The organism is Erythrobacter sp. RANMB8 (assembly GCF_056848235.1).
Map to the genome: position 1 here is coordinate 161,638 of NZ_JBREHG010000001.1, position 16,848 is coordinate 178,485.

Genomic DNA, 16,848 nt, shown 5'->3' on the forward strand with positions numbered 1-16,848 from the left:
GCCGCTCCCTTACCTCAGCTTCAGGGTGGAAAGGCCGATCAGCGCCAGCACGATGGCGATGATCCAGAACCGGATCACGACCTTGCTCTCGCTCCAGCCCAGCTGTTCGAAATGGTGGTGAATGGGCGCCATGCGGAACACCCGCTTGCCGGTGCGCTTGAACCAGAACACCTGCACGATCACGCTGACCGCTTCGAGCACGAACAGCCCGCCGACGATCGCAAGCACGACTTCATGGTGCGAGGCGACCGCAATCGCGCCGAGCGCGCCGCCCAGCGCAAGGCTGCCGGTGTCGCCCATGAACACCGCGGCAGGCGGCGCGTTGAACCACAGGAACGCCAGCCCTGCACCCATGATCGCCGCGCAGAAAATCGCCAGCTCGCCCGCGCCCTTGACATGCGGGATGCCGAGATAGGCGCTGAAATCGGCGCGGCCGACCAGATAGGCGATGATCGCGAAGGTGCCGGCCGCGATGATCACCGGCATGATCGCCAGCCCGTCCAGCCCGTCGGTCAGGTTGACCGCATTGCCCGCACCCACGATCACGAAAGCGGCGAACACGTAATAGGCCGGACCCAGCGGAATGCTCACCCCCGAAAGGAAGGGCAGGTAGAGGTTGGTGTTGATCTGGCTGACGATCAGCCAGCTGGCCACGCCCGCCACCACGAATTCCGCCAGCAGCCGCACCCGCGCCGGAACCCCGGCGTGACTGTTCTTCGACACCTTGTCATAATCATCGAGGAAACCGATGATTCCGAAGCCGATCGTCACGGCAAGGCAGGCCCAGACAAACGGGCTGGAAAGATCCATCCACAACAGCAGCGAAAATGTCAGCGCGGTCAGGATCAGCAGCCCGCCCATGGTCGGCGTGCCGCGCTTGGCGAGGTGCGTCTGCGGCCCGTCGAGCCGGATCGGCTGGCCCTTGCCCTGCCGCACGCGCAGGAAGTTGATGAACCGCTCCCCGAACAGCAGGCCGAAAATCAGCGCCGTCATCAGCGTCGCGCCCGCACGGAAGCTCTGGTAGCGCACCAGATTGAGGATGCCTTCGAAGCCCAGCCACTCGGCAAGCAGATACAGCATTCAGTTGTCCTTTGCCCCGACCTGAGGCGTCAGGCGCGGGCGTTTGCGGTAAAGTGTGACACCAGTTTGCCCAACCCCACCGAATTGGACCCCTTGACCAGCACCGCATCGCCATGGGCGAGCCCGTATCGCCCCAGCGCCGCGATAGCCTCGGCAGGGGTATCGCAATGCGTGAAGGTGACTGGCTTGCCAAGCGGTGCGGCAGCGGCTTTCCCCAACTCGTCGGCAAGGGCGCGCATCTCTTCGCCCACCAGCACCGTATGCGCGACACCCGCTTCGGCCAGCGGTTCGGCCAGCTGGCGGTGGAAGGCATCGGCGAAATCGCCCAGTTCCTTCATGCTGCCGAGCACGGCGATGCGCCGCGTCGCGGGGGTTGCGGCGAGCGCCTTCAGCGTTGCCCGCATCGAGGCCGGATTGGCGTTGTAGCTTTCATCGATCAGCAGCGCGGTGCCGCCCGCGACGGGAATGCTGTGGCGCGCCCCGCGCCCCTTCAGCCCGCCCATTTCAGCGAGCGCGAGGCCCGCACTCGCCAGATCGCCGCCCGCTGCGCGCACTGCGGCCATCACGCCCAGCGAATTGACGATCCAGTGCTCGCCCGGCTCGGCGATGGTGTAGCACACGCGGATATCGCCAAGGTCGGCTGTCACCAGCGATCCCGCGCCGCCTGCTGCCGGAATGGCATCGAGCAGGCGGACATCGGCGTGTTTTGCGCGCCCGAAGGTGACGATCCGTGCGCCCACGGCCTTCGCCTGCGCGATCAGCCGGTCGGCGTGATCGGCATCGGCGGGGATCACCGCCACCCCGCCGGGCACGAGGCCGGTGAAGATCTGCGCCTTTTCGTCCGCGATCGCCTCAAGGCTGCCGAGGTTCTCGATATGCGCAGGCGCGATGGTGGTGATCAGCGCCACGTGCGGGCGCACGTGATCGGCCAGCGGCGCGATTTCGCCCGCGTGGTTCATCCCCATCTCGAACACGCCGAAACGGCTGCGGGCGGGCATCCGCGCAAGGCTGAGCGGCACGCCGACATGGTTGTTGTAGCTGCGCACAGACCGGTGCGCCGCGCCGCGGCTGGCGCGGTCGAGACAGGCGAAGATCGCCTCCTTCATCCCGGTCTTGCCGACTGAACCGGTAATCGCGATGCGCACCGCTTCGACAGCGCGATCCCGCGCCGCATGGGCCAGCGCGTGGAGCGCGGCGGTGGTGTCTGTCACCAGCACATGGGGATAATCGACCGGCCGATCGACAATCGCCGCGACCGCCCCCTTTTCAAAGGCTTGGGGGATGAACCTGTGGCCATCCATCGCCTCGCCCTTGAGCGCGACGAACAGATCGCCCGGCTTCACATCGCGCGAATCCATTTCCACGCCCGAGGCCTGGAAATCCGCGCTGGCGATGCCGCCGCACGCCGCGGCAACCTCGGCTGCGCTCCACAGCGCCATCGGCAGGGTGTCGCGGGTGGTGACCGGCCAGGCGTGCAGCATCGGATGGGCGATGGCCATGTTCATCTAGCACTGCCCTCCGGCGCATTCACGCGCCACTTCGACATCGTCGAAAGCTTCGATCCGCATGTTCTCTCCAGACCCGAATATCTGACCCTGCTCGTGGCCTTTCCCGGCGATCAGCACAATGTCCGCCGCCCCGGCTTCCCCAATTGCGGCAGCAATCGCGGCGCGGCGGCCCTCTACCTCGCGGGTGTTCGGCCCTGCCCCTGCCATGATCGCGGCGCGGATGGCGGCGGGGTTTTCGCTGCGGGGGTTATCGTCGGTGACGATGGCGATATCGGCGGCCTGCGCGGCGACGGCGCCCATCTGTGGACGCTTGCCCGCATCGCGGTCTCCGCCCGCGCCGAACACCACGATCAGCCGGCCTCCGGGCGCCACATGCGGGCGCAGCGCGGCAATCGCCGCCTCCAGCGCATCGGGGGTGTGGGCGTAATCGACATAGGCCGGCGCGCCCGCCTGATTGAGCGCTGCCCGCTCCAGCCGGCCGCGCACGGGTTGCAGGCGGGTGAGCGCATCGAACACGGCCGAAGGCGCAACGCCGGTCGCCAGCGCAAGGCCTGCCGCAACCAGCGCATTGGCCGCCTGATAGGCCCCGATCAGCGGCAGGCTGACCTTGCGGCTCTCGCCTTCATAGCCGATGTGAAGAACCTGTCCCAACTGTCCGGGTTCACGCGAAACCAGCCGCAGGAAGCTGCCGCCCTCGCCCACGGTGCGCACATCGAGGCCTCGAGCGGTGGCGGTCGCGATCGCCTTTGCCGTCCATTCCGACCCGTCGCCCGCATCATGGATCACCGCAGGCGAGCCGGGGGCGGCGACTTCGGTGAACAGCCGCATCTTGGCGGCGAAATAGGCGTCCATCGTGCCGTGATAATCGAGGTGATCGCGGCTGAAATTGGTGAAGGCCGCCGCGGCCAGCGCCGGTCCCTCGCCGCGATACTGGTCAAGCCCGTGGCTCGATGCCTCGTAGGCAACGTGGCTTACACCCTCGCGCGCAAGGCCCGCCATGTTGGCGAGGAAGGTGACGATATCGGGGGTGGTCAGCCCGGTCGAAACCGAACCGTCGGGCGTGGTCACGCCCAGCGTGCCGATGCTGGCCGCCCGCTCGCCCGCCATGCGCCAGATCTGGCGCGTCATTTCGACTGTGGAGGTCTTGCCGTTGGTGCCGGTCACCGCAACGATGGTGGCAGGGTAAGGAGAAAAGAAGCCCGCGGCGAGGCGCGCAAAGGCGCGTCGGGGGGTGACGTCGGAAATGTGCAGCGCACCTTCGACGCGGGCTTCAGGGCGGGCGACGACGGCAACCGCGCCCGCGGCTATGGCGGGGCGGATGAAGTCCTCGCCATTGACGGTGGCGCCCTGAAAGGCGCCGAAGATGGTTCCGGGGGCAACCTTGCGGTGATCGATGGCAAAGCCGGTCACAGGCGTGTCGCCCGCGCCACTTGCATCCATGCCCGCGAGGGCGAGAAGATCAGCCAGCCGCATCAGTGCTTGTCCACCAGATAACGCAGATCGGAGATATCGACATCGCGGCTCTCGTCGGGCTGCACGCCCAGCATCGGCCCGATGCGCGGCACCAGCTTGCCCACCACCGGCGCGGCGGTGTAGCCCGCCGTGCGCTGGAAGCTGCTGGCGACAGTGCCCTTCGGCTCGTCGAGCACCACCACCACCACATAGCGCGGCGCATCGAGCGGGAAGGCCGCCGCGAAGGAGGATACCAGCGCGGTCTTGTTGTAGCCCCCGGCGGTCGCCTTTTCGGCCGAACCGGTCTTGCCACCCACGCGGTAGCCGGGCGCATCGGCCTGCTTGCCGGTGCCGTAGAGCGAAATCATCCGCAGCATCTGCCGCATCCGGTGCGAGGTCGATTCCTTGAACACCCGCCGCCCGCGCGGCACATCGACCGGATCGAGCTTCATCAGGGTCGCCGGACGCCAGATCCCGCCATTGACCATCGCGGCATAGGCGCTGGCGAGATGCAGCGGGGTCACGGCGAGGCCGTGGCCATAGCTGACCGTCATGTTGGTCACGCGGCTCCATTCGCCCTTGGGCCAGATCGGCTTTCCGCGTGCGGGCAGTTCGATATAGGGGCGGCTGTCCATGCCGAGGTCCATCATCGTGCGGCGCAGACGTTCGGGGCCGAGTTCGTCGGCCACCCGCGCAGTGACGGTGTTGGAGGAATAGACCAGCGCCTGCGGCACATTGAGAGTGGCGCCCTTGGGCTTGAGATCCTTGATCGTGCGGCGGGCGACTTCGACCGGTGCGGCGTTCCACGGCTTCGAAAGATCGCGCACCACGCCCGCATCGATCGCGGCGGCGATGCTGATCGGCTTGAAGGTGGAACCGAGTTCGTAAACCCCGTTGGTGACGCGGTTGAACACGTTCTTGGCCCCGCTGGCACCGGCGGTGTTGGGATCGAATTCGGGCAGGGAAGCCAGCGCCATCACCTCGCCGGTATCGGCATCGAGCACCACGCCCGCCGCGCCCAGCGCGTTGGTCGCCAGCATCCCGCGCCGCAGTTCATCCTCCAGCGCGCCCTGCACCCGCACATCAATGGCGAGCGCCACCGGCTCGGCCCGCCTGACCGGATCGCTGAGCCGCGCTTCGAGCACCTGCTCCATCCCGATCTTGCCGCCTTCATCCTCGACCACATAGCCCAGCACATGCGCAGCCAGCGTGCCCTGCGGGTAATAGCGATCGGTCTCACGCGGGATTTCGAGCGCGATTTCGCCGAGCGCGAAGACCCGGTTCGCCTCTTCCGGCAGCAGACGGCGGCGCAGGTAGCCCGAACGGCCCGAGGCCAGGCGGCGGGCCATGCGCGCTTCGTCGATATCGGGGAAGATCGCTTTCAGCTCGCGCGCGACCTCTTCCGCAGAGCGCACCAGCGGGCTGCCATTGTCGCCCATCGCCTTGGGGTTGAACCACATGGCATAGGCGGGGAAGGCCCGTGCAAGCGGTGCGCCGTTGCGATCGGTAATCTCGCCGCGCGGGGGCAGCAGGGCATCCTGCAGGCTGGTGCGCTCCGGCGCGTTGCCGCCAAAGCCGAGCGAGACAATCCGCAGCAAGGCCAGCAGCGTCACCACCGCAAAGCCCAGCGCCACCACCAGCAGCCGCAGCCTTGCGGTCAGCAGCAGCTCGGCCCGCAGCTGCACCAGACGGACACGGCCTGCCGGGATCGAGGGGACAGCCGCGTGGGCCGCCATCCCGTTCATTCGCCAGCCCCCGGCATCGCGGCGGCGGCGGTCTGGGCCCGCGCCGGACGGATCGGGGAGGCTTCGATCAGGAAGTCACCGAAGGCATCGCTGAACACCTCGCCTGCGTCCTTTTCGCTCGATGTCGAAGCCAGCGTCACCGTCGCGCCCGAAACGGGCGAGCGCATCGGCGCGGCAGGCGCAGCAGCAGCGGCGGTATCGCTGGCATCGGCGCGGGCCAGCCGGATCGGCGAAGGCGCACCGGGCGCGGGCAGCTGGCCAAGGCTCGCCAGCTGGCGCTCGCCATCGAGGAACTGGCCGGCACGCGGCGCCTCGTAACCGAACTCGACGCTGTTCCACGCGGCCAGCTGGCGCTGGCTGGCGCGGGTCTGGAACTCGGTTTCCAGCAGGATCGTCTCGCGCTGCAAGGCGATCACCTGCCGTTCGGCCAGCAGCACCTCGCTTTTCACGGCGTGCACCTTGAAGCTGAGGATCACCACCAGCGCAAAGCAGATCGCAAGCACTGCCATCCACCCCAGCGAACGGGCCTGACTGCTGCTCATCATGCGGCTTGGCTCCTTGGCTGGGCGCCGGTGCGGATCGCGTGGCGCAGGGTGGACGAACGGGCGCGGGGGTTGCGGGCGATTTCGGCTTCGGTCGGGCGGATGCCCTTGGATACCTGCGCAAACGCGGGCGGCGGGCCGGGGATTTCGCCGGGCAGATGGCGCGATACGGCGCGCCCTGCGCCCGATGCCTCGCGCAGGAAGTGCTTCACGATCCGGTCTTCAAGGCTGTGGAAGCTGACCACCGCCAGCACCCCGCCCTCGGCCAGCAGCGCCTCGGCCGCGGCAAGACCGGCTTCCAGCTCGCCCAGTTCGTCGTTCACATGGATGCGCACGGCCTGGAATGTGCGGGTGGCGGGGTCTTTCTTGTCGTGCGGCTTGTGGCCCAGCGCACGGCGCACCACGCGGGCAAGTTCCCCCGTGGTCGCCAGCGGGCGTGCGGCAACGATGGCGCGGGCGACGCGGCGCGACTGGCGTTCCTCGCCATAGCGGTAAAGCACGTTGGCGATGGCTTCCTCGTCAGCGGTGTTGAGGAAATCCGCCGCGCTCTCGCCCGACTGGCTCATACGCATGTCGAGCGGGCCGTCGTGCATGAAGGCGAAACCCCGATCACCCTGATCGAGCTGCATCGAGGACACGCCGATATCCATCACCACCGCATCGACCGTGGTCACGCCCGCCGCCGCCAGTTCGGCGCGCATCTGCGAAAAGCGCGCCGGGTGCAGGGTCAGGCGGCCATCGTAACGCGCAACCATCACCTGCCCGGCGGCGATCGCGTCGGGATCGCGGTCGAAAGCGTGGACGGTCGCGCCCGCATCGAGCAGCGCGGCGGTGTATCCGCCCGCACCGAAGGTGGCATCGACGATGGTCATGCCGGGGCGCGGGGCAATCGCGGCGATCACTTCATCGAGCAGCACGGGGATATGCGGGGCTTCGGGCGTCATCACGCGGCCCCCTTCTTTGCGGCGGCGATCAGCTTGGCACAGGCGGCCTGTGCACCCTTCCACGCGGCATCCATCCGGCCCAGTTCATCAGGGTTCCAGACGAAGAAGAAATCGCCCGCGCCCTGGAAGTAGAGGCCATCACCCACCTTGCCGAGATCGCGCAGGTGTTCGGGCATGACGAAGCGGCCACTGTCGTCGAAGGGCAGCTGTTCGAAGCCGAACAATTGCTGGGCGCGCACATCGCGGTCGAAGTTCGCATCGGCCAGACGGATGGCGCGCTCTTCCTCGCGTTCGAGCTGTTCGGAGAGCTTTTCGGTGCGCGACAGGCCGAAGCCGATCAGGCAGTCGAAGCGGTCATGCGCGGCAAGGCACAGGATGCGGTTGCCGCCGGAGCTTTCCTTCACCGCCTTGCGGAAGGCGGGCGGCAGGACAAAGCGGCCCTTGTCGCCGGCTGGCGAGTAGGCTTGTCCGCTATATCCTCCAAAAGCAGACACGTGCCTGCGATCCCCTCATGCCCCGCCGATCTTCCCCGCGAAGACCGCTCGATCAGCAGACATGCCTTCCCCGTCTCCGGCAGCGCGCAAGCGAGGCCGGTGCGCCGACCCCACCAGCCGGACACGCATGCAAACAGGCATATCTGATGGACCCCGTTATTATCGGGGAAGGCACGGGGATGCTAGGGAAATTTCGGGGAATTTACGGGAAAACTTGCTAAAAATCTGAATCTCTTGAATTTTCTGTCTATAAGCACGAACACCTAGGCTGCGGCGGGCCGGCGGAATCGGCCTGTCCGGAGCGGCAAAACGGGCGAATTCCCGTGATTTCCCGCAGCCCCGGCGACTCCGAGTCCCCCGCTTCCCGCATTTTCCCGTGCCCGTCAGTTGAGGCTGGCGACGAGCAGCGCGCGCAAGGTTTCCCCGCCCTCGCCCGCCAGTTCGGGGTGTTCGAACACGGCAGCATCGGCGACAAGCGTGACCTTGCCCTTGCCCACCCGGCAGGTGGCGACCGCCCCACCGGCCAGCAGCGCGCACACGGCCGCAGCGGGATCGGTGATCGTGATCGTCCCTGCCAGCGCCAGCGGCAGCTGCGCCTTGCCCAGCGCGGCGCGCTTCACCGCGGCATCCTGCGCCTCGTCAAAGGCGACTGCCAGCCCCCAGCGCGCCACCACCGGCGGGATCAGCGCGGAATCGACCGGGCGACGCGGATCGCCCAGCGGCGCTTCGTATTCGCCCGTCAGCGCCGGATCGAGCACCAGCAGCAGCCGTCCCCCGCCGCGCACCCACTGATCGAGCGCGACGTTATCGGCCGGCGAAAGCCCGCGCGGCTGGATCACCGCCAGTCGTTCCAGCCCCGCCAGCGGATCGGTGTCGGGCGCATCGGGGGACAGCGCGGGAACGGGCGAGAGCGTGTCGAGCGGTTGCAGGGTGTAACGCGCCTCGATCACCCCGCGCTGCCATGGCGGCGGGCGGCGTCCGGCGGCCAGATCGGCAATCTGCGCATTATCCGCCCAGTAAAGCGGCAGGCTGGTCATCAACCCCAGCGGATAGCGCTCGCCCGGATCGGCGGCTGGCGGCGCATCGGGAGAGCATCCCGCCAGCGCCAGCAGACCGCAAGCCAGCGCCAGCCTATTGCGCGGGCGCGGCATTGCCTGCGGGGCGCGGCGGCGGCGGCAGATCGAGCGGGGCGGGCGACGGCGAAGGGCTGGGTTCGGCGGCAATATCGGGCACCACGCCCGCATCGGCGAGCGGGTTGGCCTGCGAGGGGGCAGGCGAAGGCTCGGTCGTCGGCGCGGCTTCGGGCACGGCAGCCTCGTCGGTCAGATCGGCCTGGCTGCCGATGATGCTCGCCAGCCCCACCAGCAGCACCATTGATCCGATCCCGAACAGGCCGATCTGGATGCGCTGCACCGCTTCGGCGCGCCCGGCATCGGGGGGCGTCATCCCCTCGCCTGCACTGGCGCTGGCACCGGCGCTGTCAGGGGTCGTGCTGTCGGGGTCGGCGGGGCCGAACAGGCTGCGCTGGTTCATGCGCCTCAGGCGATCCATCAGCGAAGGGCCGCTCATGCGCCCGCCGCCAGCCAGTCGAACACCGGCAGGCCCTTGGCCGCCAGCCATTCGGGGTTGTAGAGCGTCGAGAGGTAACGGAAGCCGGTGTCGCACAGGATCGTCACCACCTGCGGATTGGGGCGCCCTTCGGCCACCAGCTCGCGGCCCAGCATCACCGCGCCCGCCACGTTGATCCCCGATGACAGGCCGAGGCACAGCCCCTCCTCGCGCAGCAGACGGGCGACCCAGCCGAGGCCTTCCTCGTCCGAGATGCGGTATTGCGTGTCGATCGCCGCGCCTTCGAGGTTGGCGGTGATGCGCCCCTGCCCGATGCCTTCGGCGACCGATGATCCTTCGGCCTTCAGCTCGCCATGGGCATAATAGTTATACAGTGCTGCGCCGTGCGGATCGGTGAGCGCGATGCGGATGTTCTCGTCGAAGGCCTTGAGGCCAAGACCCACACCCGCAATCGTCCCGCCGGTGCCCGCCGCGCAGGTGAAGCCATCCACCCGGCCGCCCAGCTGTTCCCAGATTTCAGGCGCGGTGCCTTCGATATGGGCGCGGCGGTTGGCGATATTGTCGAACTGGTTGGCCCACACCGCGCCCGGCGTTTCCTGCGCGATGCGGCGCGAAGTGTGGACGAAGTGGCCTGCGTCGGCAAACTTGGTCGGCGGCACCAGCACCAGCTCGGCGCCCAGCGCCCGCAGCGTGTCCATCTTTTCCTTGGACTGGTTGTCGGGCATGACGATGATGGTCTTGTAGCCGCGCGCATTCGCCACCAGCGCGATGCCGATGCCGGTGTTGCCGGCCGTGCCTTCGACCACCGTGCCGCCCGGCTGCAAATCGCCACTCGCCTCGGCATCACGGATGATCCACAGCGCGGCGCGATCCTTCACCGAGGAGCCGGGGTTGGCGAATTCGCACTTGCCATAGATGTCGCAGCCAGCCGCTGCACTGGGTCCGGCGAGCCGCACCATCGGCGTGTTGCCGATCAGCGCGAGCGTATCGCCAAAGGGGCGGGTGATGTTCATGGGGGATGAATTAGGCGCTCTGCCAGCGCGGGGCAACGGCGAAGGTGACGTCACGCTGGCCCTTCCCTCGTCATTGCGAGGAGCCGCAGGCGACGTGGCAATCCATGGATCGCTGGTGCACAATGCGGAAGGCCAGTCCATGGATTGCTTCGCCTGCGGCTCGCAATGACGAAACCTAGGCAAGACCGAGAATGACCTCCACCACCGCCCCCTCGGCAATCTTTTCCGCCTTGCGCACCGCCGCCTTCAGCGGGAGCAGCCAGCCGCCCGCCTGTTTCGACGGGAACAGCGAGGTACGCCATGTGGTCGCGCCGATCGTCGCCTCGACATAGACCGATCCCCACGCCGCGGCATTGCTGGCATGGGCGCGGATCGCCTGCGCCGTGTCGCCATCGACGGTGAGGAAATACCACGAGCCCTTGGCCGGCGCGCCGTCGCTGCCCTGCCACAGCCACACCGGCCCGCTGACACGCCACGGCCCGGCGGCAATATCGGGCACATGGCCCAGTTCGTCACGCAGGAACCGGGCGAGATCGGCGTCCACCGGCTCGCCCTCCCGCGCGCGATCAATCTTCCGGAGCGATGGTGACGTGCAGCCCGTCAAGCTCGGCGGTCAGGGCGATCTGGCACGACAGGCGGCTGGTCGGGGCGCGGTGATCGGAGGATTCGAGCAGATCGTCCTCGTCCTCGCTCATCTTCGGCAGCTTGTCGGCGAAGGCGGGATCGACATGGACGTGGCAGGTCGCGCACGAACAGCACCCGCCGCACAGCGCCAGCAGTTCGTCAAAGCCATTGTCGCGGATCGCTTCCATCACGGTCAGGCCATCGCCGACCTCGATTTCGCTGGTGGCGCCTTCGCGGTTGGTGACGACCAGTTTCGGCATGGAGCGGTATTCCTTCTGTGGCGGTTGCGCGCAAGAACCTGCGCTGTGACAGTGCGTGAGCGGCTGCTAAGATAGTCTGCGGATCAAGGCAAGATAAGGAAAGTGGCAGTGGGGCTGACGGCGGAAAGATTGCGCGAGGATCTGGACGCGCTGGCCTTGCGCGAGCCGCGGCTGGAGGCACAGATCGCCCGCATCGGCTATCCCGAAGCGCGCATCCGGACACGCGGCTACAAGACCCTGCTGCGCACCATCGTCGGCCAGCAGGTTTCGGTCGCGGCCGCCGCGTCGATGTGGCGCAAGCTGGAGGCGGAACTGGGGGAGGATTTCACCCCCGCCTGCCTGCTGGCCCGCGATTTCGAACGCTTGCGCGCCTGCGGGCTGTCGCGCCAGAAGCAGGGCTATGCGCGGTCCTTGTGCGAACTGGTCGCGGCGGGCGACCTCGATTTCGAAAACCTCCCTGCCGATGACGAGGACGCCATCGCCCTGCTGACCCGGATCAAGGGGATCGGGCGCTGGTCGGCGGAAATCTACCTGCTGTTCGCCGAAGGCCGCCCCGATATCTGGCCGGCGGGCGATCTGGCGGTGCAGGAAGGCGTGAAGCGCCTGCTGGGCCTTGCCGAACGCCCGTCCGAAAAAGCCACCCGCACGCTGGCCGGAGACTGGTCACCCCGGCGCGGCAGCATGGCCATCTTCACCTGGCATTTCTACGCCAACCCGGCGCTGTGAGGCGCGGGCTAACGCGCAGCATCGGACTGCAGGTAAGCGATGATGGCTGCCCGCTCGGCAGGATTGGCGACCACCAGATACATCTTCGACCCCGGCGCCAGCTTCTGCGGGCCCTGCAACCACTGGTCGAGCGTCTTCGCATCCCAGGCAAGGCCTGATTTGCGCAAAGCGGGCGAGTAGTTGTAGCCTTCGACCATGGCTGCCTTGCGCCCGAAAACGCCCTTGTGCGCGGGCCCGATCCTGTTCGCGGTCAAACTGTGGCAGCTGCCGCATTTTGCCTGATAAAGCCGCGCACCATCGGCACTGCCGGATGCACTGGCCGATTGCGCACGCCCGTCGGCAGGCGGCAGGGCAGCGGCGGCGATTATAGCCGCCGCTGCAACTGTCGCCAGAACCGGCTTCGACACAATTGTCACTTGTCGATGATATCGCGATGCATCGGCGCAAGCGCCGCGATCAGGCGGTTCTGGGCAGCAAAGGGCACCTTCTTCGCATTGAGCGACAGCTGAAGCTCCTCGACGAGCGCGTAGAATGCCCCCTCGCTGACATTCATGCCGCGATGCGCCTCGGCCATCGTCCGGCCGGAATATTCGCAGGGGCCCTTCATGATGACGCAAAACTGCTCGACAAGTTGCAGCTTGATGCGGTCCTGATCGGAGTTCTCGAAAAACGGCCGGGTGCGCGGGTTGCGCAACCAGCGCGGCATCACATCGTCCATGATCGCCACCAGACCTTCACGCCCGCCGAAGGTGTCGAACAGGTTGGTGTCGTCGGTGATCACCGGCAGGGTCGGCGCGGCCGGTTTGATCGAAGGATCGGATACAGCCGGTTCGCCGTTATCGGCAAATGCGGGTTGGGCGGTCATGATCATCGCGACAGCCGAGGCGAGAAGTGCGTAACGCATGGAATTCTCCTTGAGCGAAATGGGAATCAGAAGCCGATCTGGACCGAAGCATAGGCGCCATCCTGCCGCCGCAGCGCGATCTGGCCGAGGCGCGCATAGGCCACCGTGAGCGAGACATTCCGGTTGAGGGCGTAGGCGGCAAACACATCCCACGCGTCCTCTTCGCGGAAGCTGGTTCCGCCCAACGCGCCTTCGAGGCGGTTCGACTTGGTCCGGTATTCCCCGCCAACCGCCAGCTTGCGGGTGACCAGATAGGCGACCGAGCCTTCGAACTGCGCTTCGTAATCCTGATCGGCATCGCCGAACCCGCCAAAGCCCAGAATGCCGTATTGGTTGGCCTTGGTCAGCCGCACGGTTCCGTTGACCAGCAGGCTTTTGGAAAGGATCAGCTTGGTCGCCGAAAGATAGAAATCGACCCCCTTGCGTTCGAGACCCAAGGCCCCGCCGACCACGCCTTCATCGTCGTTGATCTTGTACTGCATTCCGACCGCAACCTGCGGCAGGAGGCTGTCCTGTTCGAGGATCGCATCGCCGAACAACCGCACCTTCGCGCCGAGGATGGTCTGGCTGATGGTGTAACGGTTCCCCAGCGCCAGCGCGTTGCCCACTTCGCGCAGGTTGAAATTCTGCCGCGCCGCCGAAAGCTCGACGCGGTTGGCGATGTTGACGCTGGCGCCGTAGGACGCGAGCGTGAAGTCGCGGGTATCGACGCCGGTCGCATAGGCATTGATGCCGAACTCGTCGCGCGTGCCGTAGCCCCCGATCAGAGCCCACGGCACCAGCCCCCCGCCCCCGGCGCCTTCGATCGTCGATACTCCGCCTGTCAGCAGCAGGCGGCCACCGCTCGGCAGAAGGTCGTGCCGTCCGTTATGGTCTCCGCTGACGTCCGCGGCCTGATCGTCTTCCATCTGCGCCGTGGCGGCAGCCATCCCGGCTTCCGCGTCACCTGCCCCCTCGTTCGCAAGCGCGGGACAGGACAATCCTGCGGCAGCAGCCAGCAATGCAACCGTCTTCACGCCAGCCGGCGATCGCGAACATTTTCTCATTACGCTTGTACCCTTTGCCCAGATTGATCTGTCGAGCCGCAGTCTTGCGGTGCGCATGGAAGCTACGACGATGTTTTGCCGAATGGATGCGGCGGCCCGGCGCACGCATAATTTTATGCAGCTGGCCCCTCTGATCGGCCCGAAACCTGTCCCTTGCCGAAGCAACGGGCGATCGCGATGGCGACCCGGATGGCGGAGCCGGTGCGGCGCTGTGAACGGATGCGCCTTGCCTGCTGACAAGCGGGCCGGTCCGCTCTAATCAAGTTGCAAATAGCAATCGGGAAGAGGGATCACCATGGCCACACAGCGCAGCATTTTCATCACCGGCGGGGGTTCGGGCATCGGGCGGGCGACGGCGTTGCATTTTGCCGCGCAGGGCTGGTTCGTGGGCGTGACCGACATCAACGAGGCGGGGATGGCCGAAACGCTCGGCCTCATCACCAGCGATGCCAAGTGGTCAGGAAGGCTCGATGTGCGCGACCGGGCTGCGTGGGATGAAAGCCTCGCCGCCTTTGCCGCTGCTGCCGGGGGCCGGATCGATGTGATGGTCAACAATGCCGGGATCGGCACCGGCGGCGCGCTGGCCGAGCTTTCCAGGGACGAGATCGACGCCTGCCTCGACATCAATCTGCGCGGGGTGCTCTACGGGGCGCAGGCTGTCTATCCCTACCTCAAGGCCGCAGGGCCGGGATCGGCGCTGGTCAATATCGCCAGCGCCGCGGGGCTGACCGGCGGCAGCGGGATGAGCGTCTATTCCGCCACCAAGTTCGGCGTGCGCGGAATCGCCGAAAGCCTCGATGCCGAATGGGCGGCGGACGGGATCAAGGTCTCCTCGATCTGTCCGGGCTTCATCGACACGCCCCTTCTCGACGGCACCGGCAACCGCAACACCAACGAGAATATCCGCACCCGCGTGACCGCCGCCGGGCTGGAAATCACGCCGGTGAGCGAGGTCGCCCGCACCATCTGGAACGCGGTGCACGGCGATGATCTGCACTATCTGGTCGGGCCGACCGCGCGCCGCCTCGCCTTTGCCAAGCGCTGGCTGCCGGGCAAGGTGCGCAAGCAACAGCGCGCCGCCGGGCGGCAGGGCTTGCTGGGGAGATAGGTTTTTTGCGTCCGCATCGCCTCCGCGATGCGAAATCCTCGCTCACGCGACCTGAAGGTCGCATCGCTGCGGGCGGCCGGTCGGCCTTGCGGCTCTTCGGGCCGAATTGGTGCGTCTAGGCAGCCACTATTCCATCGATCGCCCGCGCCATTTTCACGTCGCGCTGCGACAGCCCGCCGCTGTCGCCCGCGTCGTGGGTGGTGAGCGTCACTTCCACTCTGGCGTAGACGTTGAACCATTCGGGATGGTGGTCCTGCGCCTCGGCCAGCAGGGCAACGCGGGACATGAAGCCCCAGGCTTCGGAGAAATCCGCAAACTGGAAGGTCCGCGTGATCGCCTTGCCCTCCCGCGCCAGTTCCCATGCGGGGTGCTGGCCGAGCAGTTGCTGGACTTCGGACGCGTCGAGTTCGGGGACAGGCATGGGGCACTCCGGATGAAAGGGGTCGCTTGTTTGCGTTGCTTGTTTGATGGCCCGCTTTTCCCTAACGCATGGCCGCAATGCAAGCCTCCCCGCCCTCGCTGACCGCCGATAATCTCGCCTGCCGCCGCGGCGAGCGGCTGCTGTTCCGGCGGCTGTCGTTCCGGCTGGAGGCAGGCGCGGTGTGCCATGTGACGGGCGCGAACGGGGCGGGGAAAACCACGCTGATCCGCGCCGCTGCGGGGCTGACGACGCCGTTCGCAGGCGAAGTCCGGCGCACCGGCACGCTGGCGCTGCTGGATGAACGCACGGGGCTTGATCCCGAACTGCCGCTGGGCCGGGCGCTGGCCTTCTGGTTCGCCATGGACCGCGCTGCCGATGGCCATGCGATCATGGCGCGCCTCAGGCTCGACCGCCTCGCCGAAGTGCCGGTGCGTTACCTCTCCACCGGCCAGAAGAAGCGCGCCACGCTTGCCCGCGTGCTGGGGCAGGCAGCGGACGTGTGGCTGCTCGACGAGCCGCTGTCGGGCCTCGACACCGCCAGCCAGGGCGTCGTCAGCGAACTGGTGCGCGAGCATTGCGCGGCCGGAGGCATCGCGCTGATCGCCTCGCACCAGCCATTGGATGTGCCGGGGATGACCGCCTTCGCCATCGAGGATTTCGCGCCTGCCGAAGCAGAGGAGGAGGCATGATCGCCGCCCTGCTCCGCCGCGATCTGGCGCAGTTCTTCCCCTTCACCGGAAGCGGCGCGGCGCTGCCGGTCGTGTTCTTCGTTGCGGTGGCGATGCTGTTCCCCTTCGCGGTCGGGCCGGATGCCAACCTGATGGCGAAAACCGGCGGCGGGGTGGTGTGGATCGCGGCGCTGCTGGCGGCGATCCTGCCGCTCGAAAAGCTGGTGGCGCGGGATATCGAACTGGGCTTCTTCGACCAGCTGAAACTGCGCGGCATGGCCGAGGAAATGATGATGGCGGTGCGGCTGCTGGCCCACTGGCTCAGCTTCGGCCCGCCGCTGGTGCTGGCGACCTTTCCCGCCGCCGCGCTGCTGAAGATCGAGGGCGCGACGTTCGAGATCCTGCTGCTCGGCCTCCTCGCAGGCACGCCGGGTCTGGCCGCCATCGGCTTGATGATCGCCGCGCTCACCGCATCGCTGCGGGCGGGCGCGGCGCTGTCGGGGCTGCTGCTGATCCCCCTCGCCCTGCCGATCCTGATCTTCGGCGCAGGTGCGCTGGCACGGGTGGACGCGGCCAGCATCGGCTTCGTCGCCGCCATCAGCCTCGCGCTGGTGGCGATAGCGCCGTTTGCCGCAGGGGCCGCGATAAGGGCTGCGCGGGAGAATTAGGTTTCGAAGCAAGCTGGGTCCCGGATCAAGTCCGGGACGGGGTTGAGCACAATTTCAAACCTTCTCCCCGTCCCGG

At 67.2% G+C, this 16,848-nt stretch carries 20 protein-coding genes; 4 read left to right on the forward strand and 16 right to left on the reverse strand.

Annotated elements, in window-relative coordinates:
* Positions 1-9: 9 nt before the first annotated feature.
* The 12 genes from mraY to ACU0AG_RS00930 form a co-directional block, all read right to left on the reverse strand.
* The gene (mraY, locus tag ACU0AG_RS00875; protein ID WP_482780367.1) at positions 10-1,080 is read right to left on the reverse strand and encodes a phospho-N-acetylmuramoyl-pentapeptide-transferase; all 1,071 of its coding nucleotides are present in this window, start codon (positions 1,078-1,080) and stop codon (positions 10-12) included.
* A 29-nt stretch (positions 1,081-1,109) separates the two neighbouring features.
* Complete coding sequence (locus ACU0AG_RS00880) at positions 1,110-2,585, reverse strand: UDP-N-acetylmuramoyl-tripeptide--D-alanyl-D-alanine ligase (protein WP_482780368.1); 1,476 nt, start codon at positions 2,583-2,585, stop codon at positions 1,110-1,112.
* On the reverse strand, positions 2,586-4,061 hold the full coding sequence (locus ACU0AG_RS00885) for a UDP-N-acetylmuramoyl-L-alanyl-D-glutamate--2,6-diaminopimelate ligase (protein WP_482780369.1): 1,476 nt from the start codon (positions 4,059-4,061) through the stop codon (positions 2,586-2,588).
* On the reverse strand, positions 4,061-5,776 hold the full coding sequence (locus ACU0AG_RS00890; RefSeq protein WP_482780779.1) for a peptidoglycan D,D-transpeptidase FtsI family protein: 1,716 nt from the start codon (positions 5,774-5,776) through the stop codon (positions 4,061-4,063). Before ACU0AG_RS00890 ends, ACU0AG_RS00885 begins: the two co-directional genes overlap by 1 nt.
* A 5-nt stretch (positions 5,777-5,781) precedes the next feature.
* Positions 5,782-6,330 (reverse strand): hypothetical protein, encoded by a 549-nt coding sequence (locus tag ACU0AG_RS00895; protein WP_482780370.1) that lies wholly within the window; start codon positions 6,328-6,330, stop codon positions 5,782-5,784.
* A complete protein-coding gene (gene rsmH, locus ACU0AG_RS00900; protein WP_482780371.1) occupies positions 6,327-7,271 on the reverse strand; it encodes a 16S rRNA (cytosine(1402)-N(4))-methyltransferase RsmH in 945 nt (314 codons plus the stop codon). The genes ACU0AG_RS00895 and rsmH overlap by 4 nt, the downstream gene beginning before the upstream one ends.
* Positions 7,271-7,765 (reverse strand): division/cell wall cluster transcriptional repressor MraZ, encoded by a 495-nt coding sequence (locus tag ACU0AG_RS00905; RefSeq protein WP_482780372.1) that lies wholly within the window; start codon positions 7,763-7,765, stop codon positions 7,271-7,273. The genes rsmH and ACU0AG_RS00905 overlap by 1 nt, the downstream gene beginning before the upstream one ends.
* 383 nt (positions 7,766-8,148) lie before the next feature.
* Positions 8,149-8,916, reverse strand: coding sequence for a hypothetical protein (locus ACU0AG_RS00910; RefSeq protein WP_482780373.1), 768 nt, complete (start codon positions 8,914-8,916; stop codon positions 8,149-8,151).
* Positions 8,897-9,298, reverse strand: a complete 402-nt coding sequence (locus ACU0AG_RS00915; protein ID WP_482780374.1) for a hypothetical protein — start codon at positions 9,296-9,298, stop codon at positions 8,897-8,899. Before ACU0AG_RS00915 ends, ACU0AG_RS00910 begins: the two co-directional genes overlap by 20 nt.
* Positions 9,299-9,330: 32 nt before the next feature.
* The gene (locus ACU0AG_RS00920; protein ID WP_482780375.1) at positions 9,331-10,347 is read right to left on the reverse strand and encodes a cysteine synthase A; all 1,017 of its coding nucleotides are present in this window, start codon (positions 10,345-10,347) and stop codon (positions 9,331-9,333) included.
* Positions 10,348-10,522: 175 nt separating this feature from the next.
* The gene (locus ACU0AG_RS00925; RefSeq protein ID WP_482780376.1) at positions 10,523-10,891 is read right to left on the reverse strand and encodes a DUF1905 domain-containing protein; all 369 of its coding nucleotides are present in this window, start codon (positions 10,889-10,891) and stop codon (positions 10,523-10,525) included.
* Positions 10,892-10,913: 22 nt separating this feature from the next.
* On the reverse strand, positions 10,914-11,231 hold the full coding sequence (locus tag ACU0AG_RS00930; RefSeq protein ID WP_482780377.1) for a 2Fe-2S iron-sulfur cluster-binding protein: 318 nt from the start codon (positions 11,229-11,231) through the stop codon (positions 10,914-10,916).
* Positions 11,232-11,339: 108 nt separating this feature from the next.
* Between ACU0AG_RS00930 and ACU0AG_RS00935 the strand changes: the two genes are divergently transcribed.
* Entirely contained in the window at positions 11,340-11,957 is a 618-nt protein-coding gene (locus tag ACU0AG_RS00935; protein WP_482780378.1) for a DNA-3-methyladenine glycosylase family protein, read from the forward strand.
* 8 nt (positions 11,958-11,965) lie between these two features.
* On the opposite strand, the gene ACU0AG_RS00940 is transcribed toward ACU0AG_RS00935, so the two are convergent.
* Genes ACU0AG_RS00940 through ACU0AG_RS00950 form a run of 3 tightly spaced genes read right to left on the reverse strand, consistent with a single transcriptional unit; the run spans position 11,966 to position 13,790 of the window.
* Positions 11,966-12,373: a c-type cytochrome gene (locus tag ACU0AG_RS00940; protein WP_482780379.1), complete on the reverse strand. Its 408-nt coding sequence runs from the start codon at positions 12,371-12,373 to the stop codon at positions 11,966-11,968.
* The gene (locus tag ACU0AG_RS00945; protein ID WP_482780380.1) at positions 12,370-12,861 is read right to left on the reverse strand and encodes a group I truncated hemoglobin; all 492 of its coding nucleotides are present in this window, start codon (positions 12,859-12,861) and stop codon (positions 12,370-12,372) included. Before ACU0AG_RS00945 ends, ACU0AG_RS00940 begins: the two co-directional genes overlap by 4 nt.
* Positions 12,862-12,887: 26 nt before the next feature.
* Positions 12,888-13,790, reverse strand: coding sequence for a DUF3034 family protein (locus ACU0AG_RS00950; RefSeq protein ID WP_482780381.1), 903 nt, complete (start codon positions 13,788-13,790; stop codon positions 12,888-12,890).
* A 412-nt stretch (positions 13,791-14,202) separates the two neighbouring features.
* Between ACU0AG_RS00950 and ACU0AG_RS00955 the strand changes: the two genes are divergently transcribed.
* Entirely contained in the window at positions 14,203-15,015 is an 813-nt protein-coding gene (locus ACU0AG_RS00955) for an SDR family oxidoreductase (RefSeq protein WP_482780382.1), read from the forward strand.
* Between the two features lie 115 nt (positions 15,016-15,130).
* Here ACU0AG_RS00955 and ACU0AG_RS00960 read toward each other — a convergent pair whose 3' ends face one another.
* On the reverse strand, positions 15,131-15,436 hold the full coding sequence (locus ACU0AG_RS00960; RefSeq protein WP_482780383.1) for a 4a-hydroxytetrahydrobiopterin dehydratase: 306 nt from the start codon (positions 15,434-15,436) through the stop codon (positions 15,131-15,133).
* A 68-nt stretch (positions 15,437-15,504) separates the two neighbouring features.
* Between ACU0AG_RS00960 and ccmA the strand changes: the two genes are divergently transcribed.
* On the forward strand, positions 15,505-16,125 hold the full coding sequence (ccmA, locus tag ACU0AG_RS00965; RefSeq protein WP_482780384.1) for a heme ABC exporter ATP-binding protein CcmA: 621 nt from the start codon (positions 15,505-15,507) through the stop codon (positions 16,123-16,125).
* Positions 16,122-16,772: a heme exporter protein CcmB gene (locus ACU0AG_RS00970; protein WP_482780385.1), complete on the forward strand. Its 651-nt coding sequence runs from the start codon at positions 16,122-16,124 to the stop codon at positions 16,770-16,772. Before ccmA ends, ACU0AG_RS00970 begins: the two co-directional genes overlap by 4 nt.
* The last annotated feature ends 76 nt before the right edge of the window (positions 16,773-16,848 follow it).

Excerpts from the sequence above, each read along its gene's own strand:
- ACU0AG_RS00885 (WP_482780369.1), bottom strand. The coding sequence starts at position 4,061 with ATGCGGCTGGCTGATCTTCTCGCCCTCGCGGGCATGGATGCAAGTGGC.
- rsmH (WP_482780371.1), bottom strand. The coding sequence starts at position 7,271 with ATGACGCCCGAAGCCCCGCATATCCCCGTGCTGCTCGATGAAGTGATC.
- mraY (WP_482780367.1), bottom strand. The coding sequence starts at position 1,080 with ATGCTGTATCTGCTTGCCGAGTGGCTGGGCTTCGAAGGCATCCTCAAT.
- ACU0AG_RS00955 (WP_482780382.1), top strand. The coding sequence starts at position 14,203 with ATGGCCACACAGCGCAGCATTTTCATCACCGGCGGGGGTTCGGGCATC.
- ACU0AG_RS00960 (WP_482780383.1), bottom strand. The coding sequence starts at position 15,436 with ATGCCTGTCCCCGAACTCGACGCGTCCGAAGTCCAGCAACTGCTCGGC.
- ACU0AG_RS00880 (WP_482780368.1), bottom strand. The coding sequence starts at position 2,585 with ATGAACATGGCCATCGCCCATCCGATGCTGCACGCCTGGCCGGTCACC.
- ccmA (WP_482780384.1), top strand. The coding sequence starts at position 15,505 with ATGGCCGCAATGCAAGCCTCCCCGCCCTCGCTGACCGCCGATAATCTC.
- ACU0AG_RS00930 (WP_482780377.1), bottom strand. The coding sequence starts at position 11,231 with ATGCCGAAACTGGTCGTCACCAACCGCGAAGGCGCCACCAGCGAAATC.
- ACU0AG_RS00915 (WP_482780374.1), bottom strand. The coding sequence starts at position 9,298 with ATGAACCAGCGCAGCCTGTTCGGCCCCGCCGACCCCGACAGCACGACC.
- ACU0AG_RS00950 (WP_482780381.1), bottom strand. The coding sequence starts at position 13,790 with ATGGCTGCCGCCACGGCGCAGATGGAAGACGATCAGGCCGCGGACGTC.
- ACU0AG_RS00920 (WP_482780375.1), bottom strand. The coding sequence starts at position 10,347 with ATGAACATCACCCGCCCCTTTGGCGATACGCTCGCGCTGATCGGCAAC.
- ACU0AG_RS00890 (WP_482780779.1), bottom strand. The coding sequence starts at position 5,776 with ATGGCGGCCCACGCGGCTGTCCCCTCGATCCCGGCAGGCCGTGTCCGT.
- ACU0AG_RS00895 (WP_482780370.1), bottom strand. The coding sequence starts at position 6,330 with ATGATGAGCAGCAGTCAGGCCCGTTCGCTGGGGTGGATGGCAGTGCTT.
- ACU0AG_RS00970 (WP_482780385.1), top strand. The coding sequence starts at position 16,122 with ATGATCGCCGCCCTGCTCCGCCGCGATCTGGCGCAGTTCTTCCCCTTC.
- ACU0AG_RS00945 (WP_482780380.1), bottom strand. The coding sequence starts at position 12,861 with ATGCGTTACGCACTTCTCGCCTCGGCTGTCGCGATGATCATGACCGCC.
- ACU0AG_RS00910 (WP_482780373.1), bottom strand. The coding sequence starts at position 8,916 with ATGCCGCGCCCGCGCAATAGGCTGGCGCTGGCTTGCGGTCTGCTGGCG.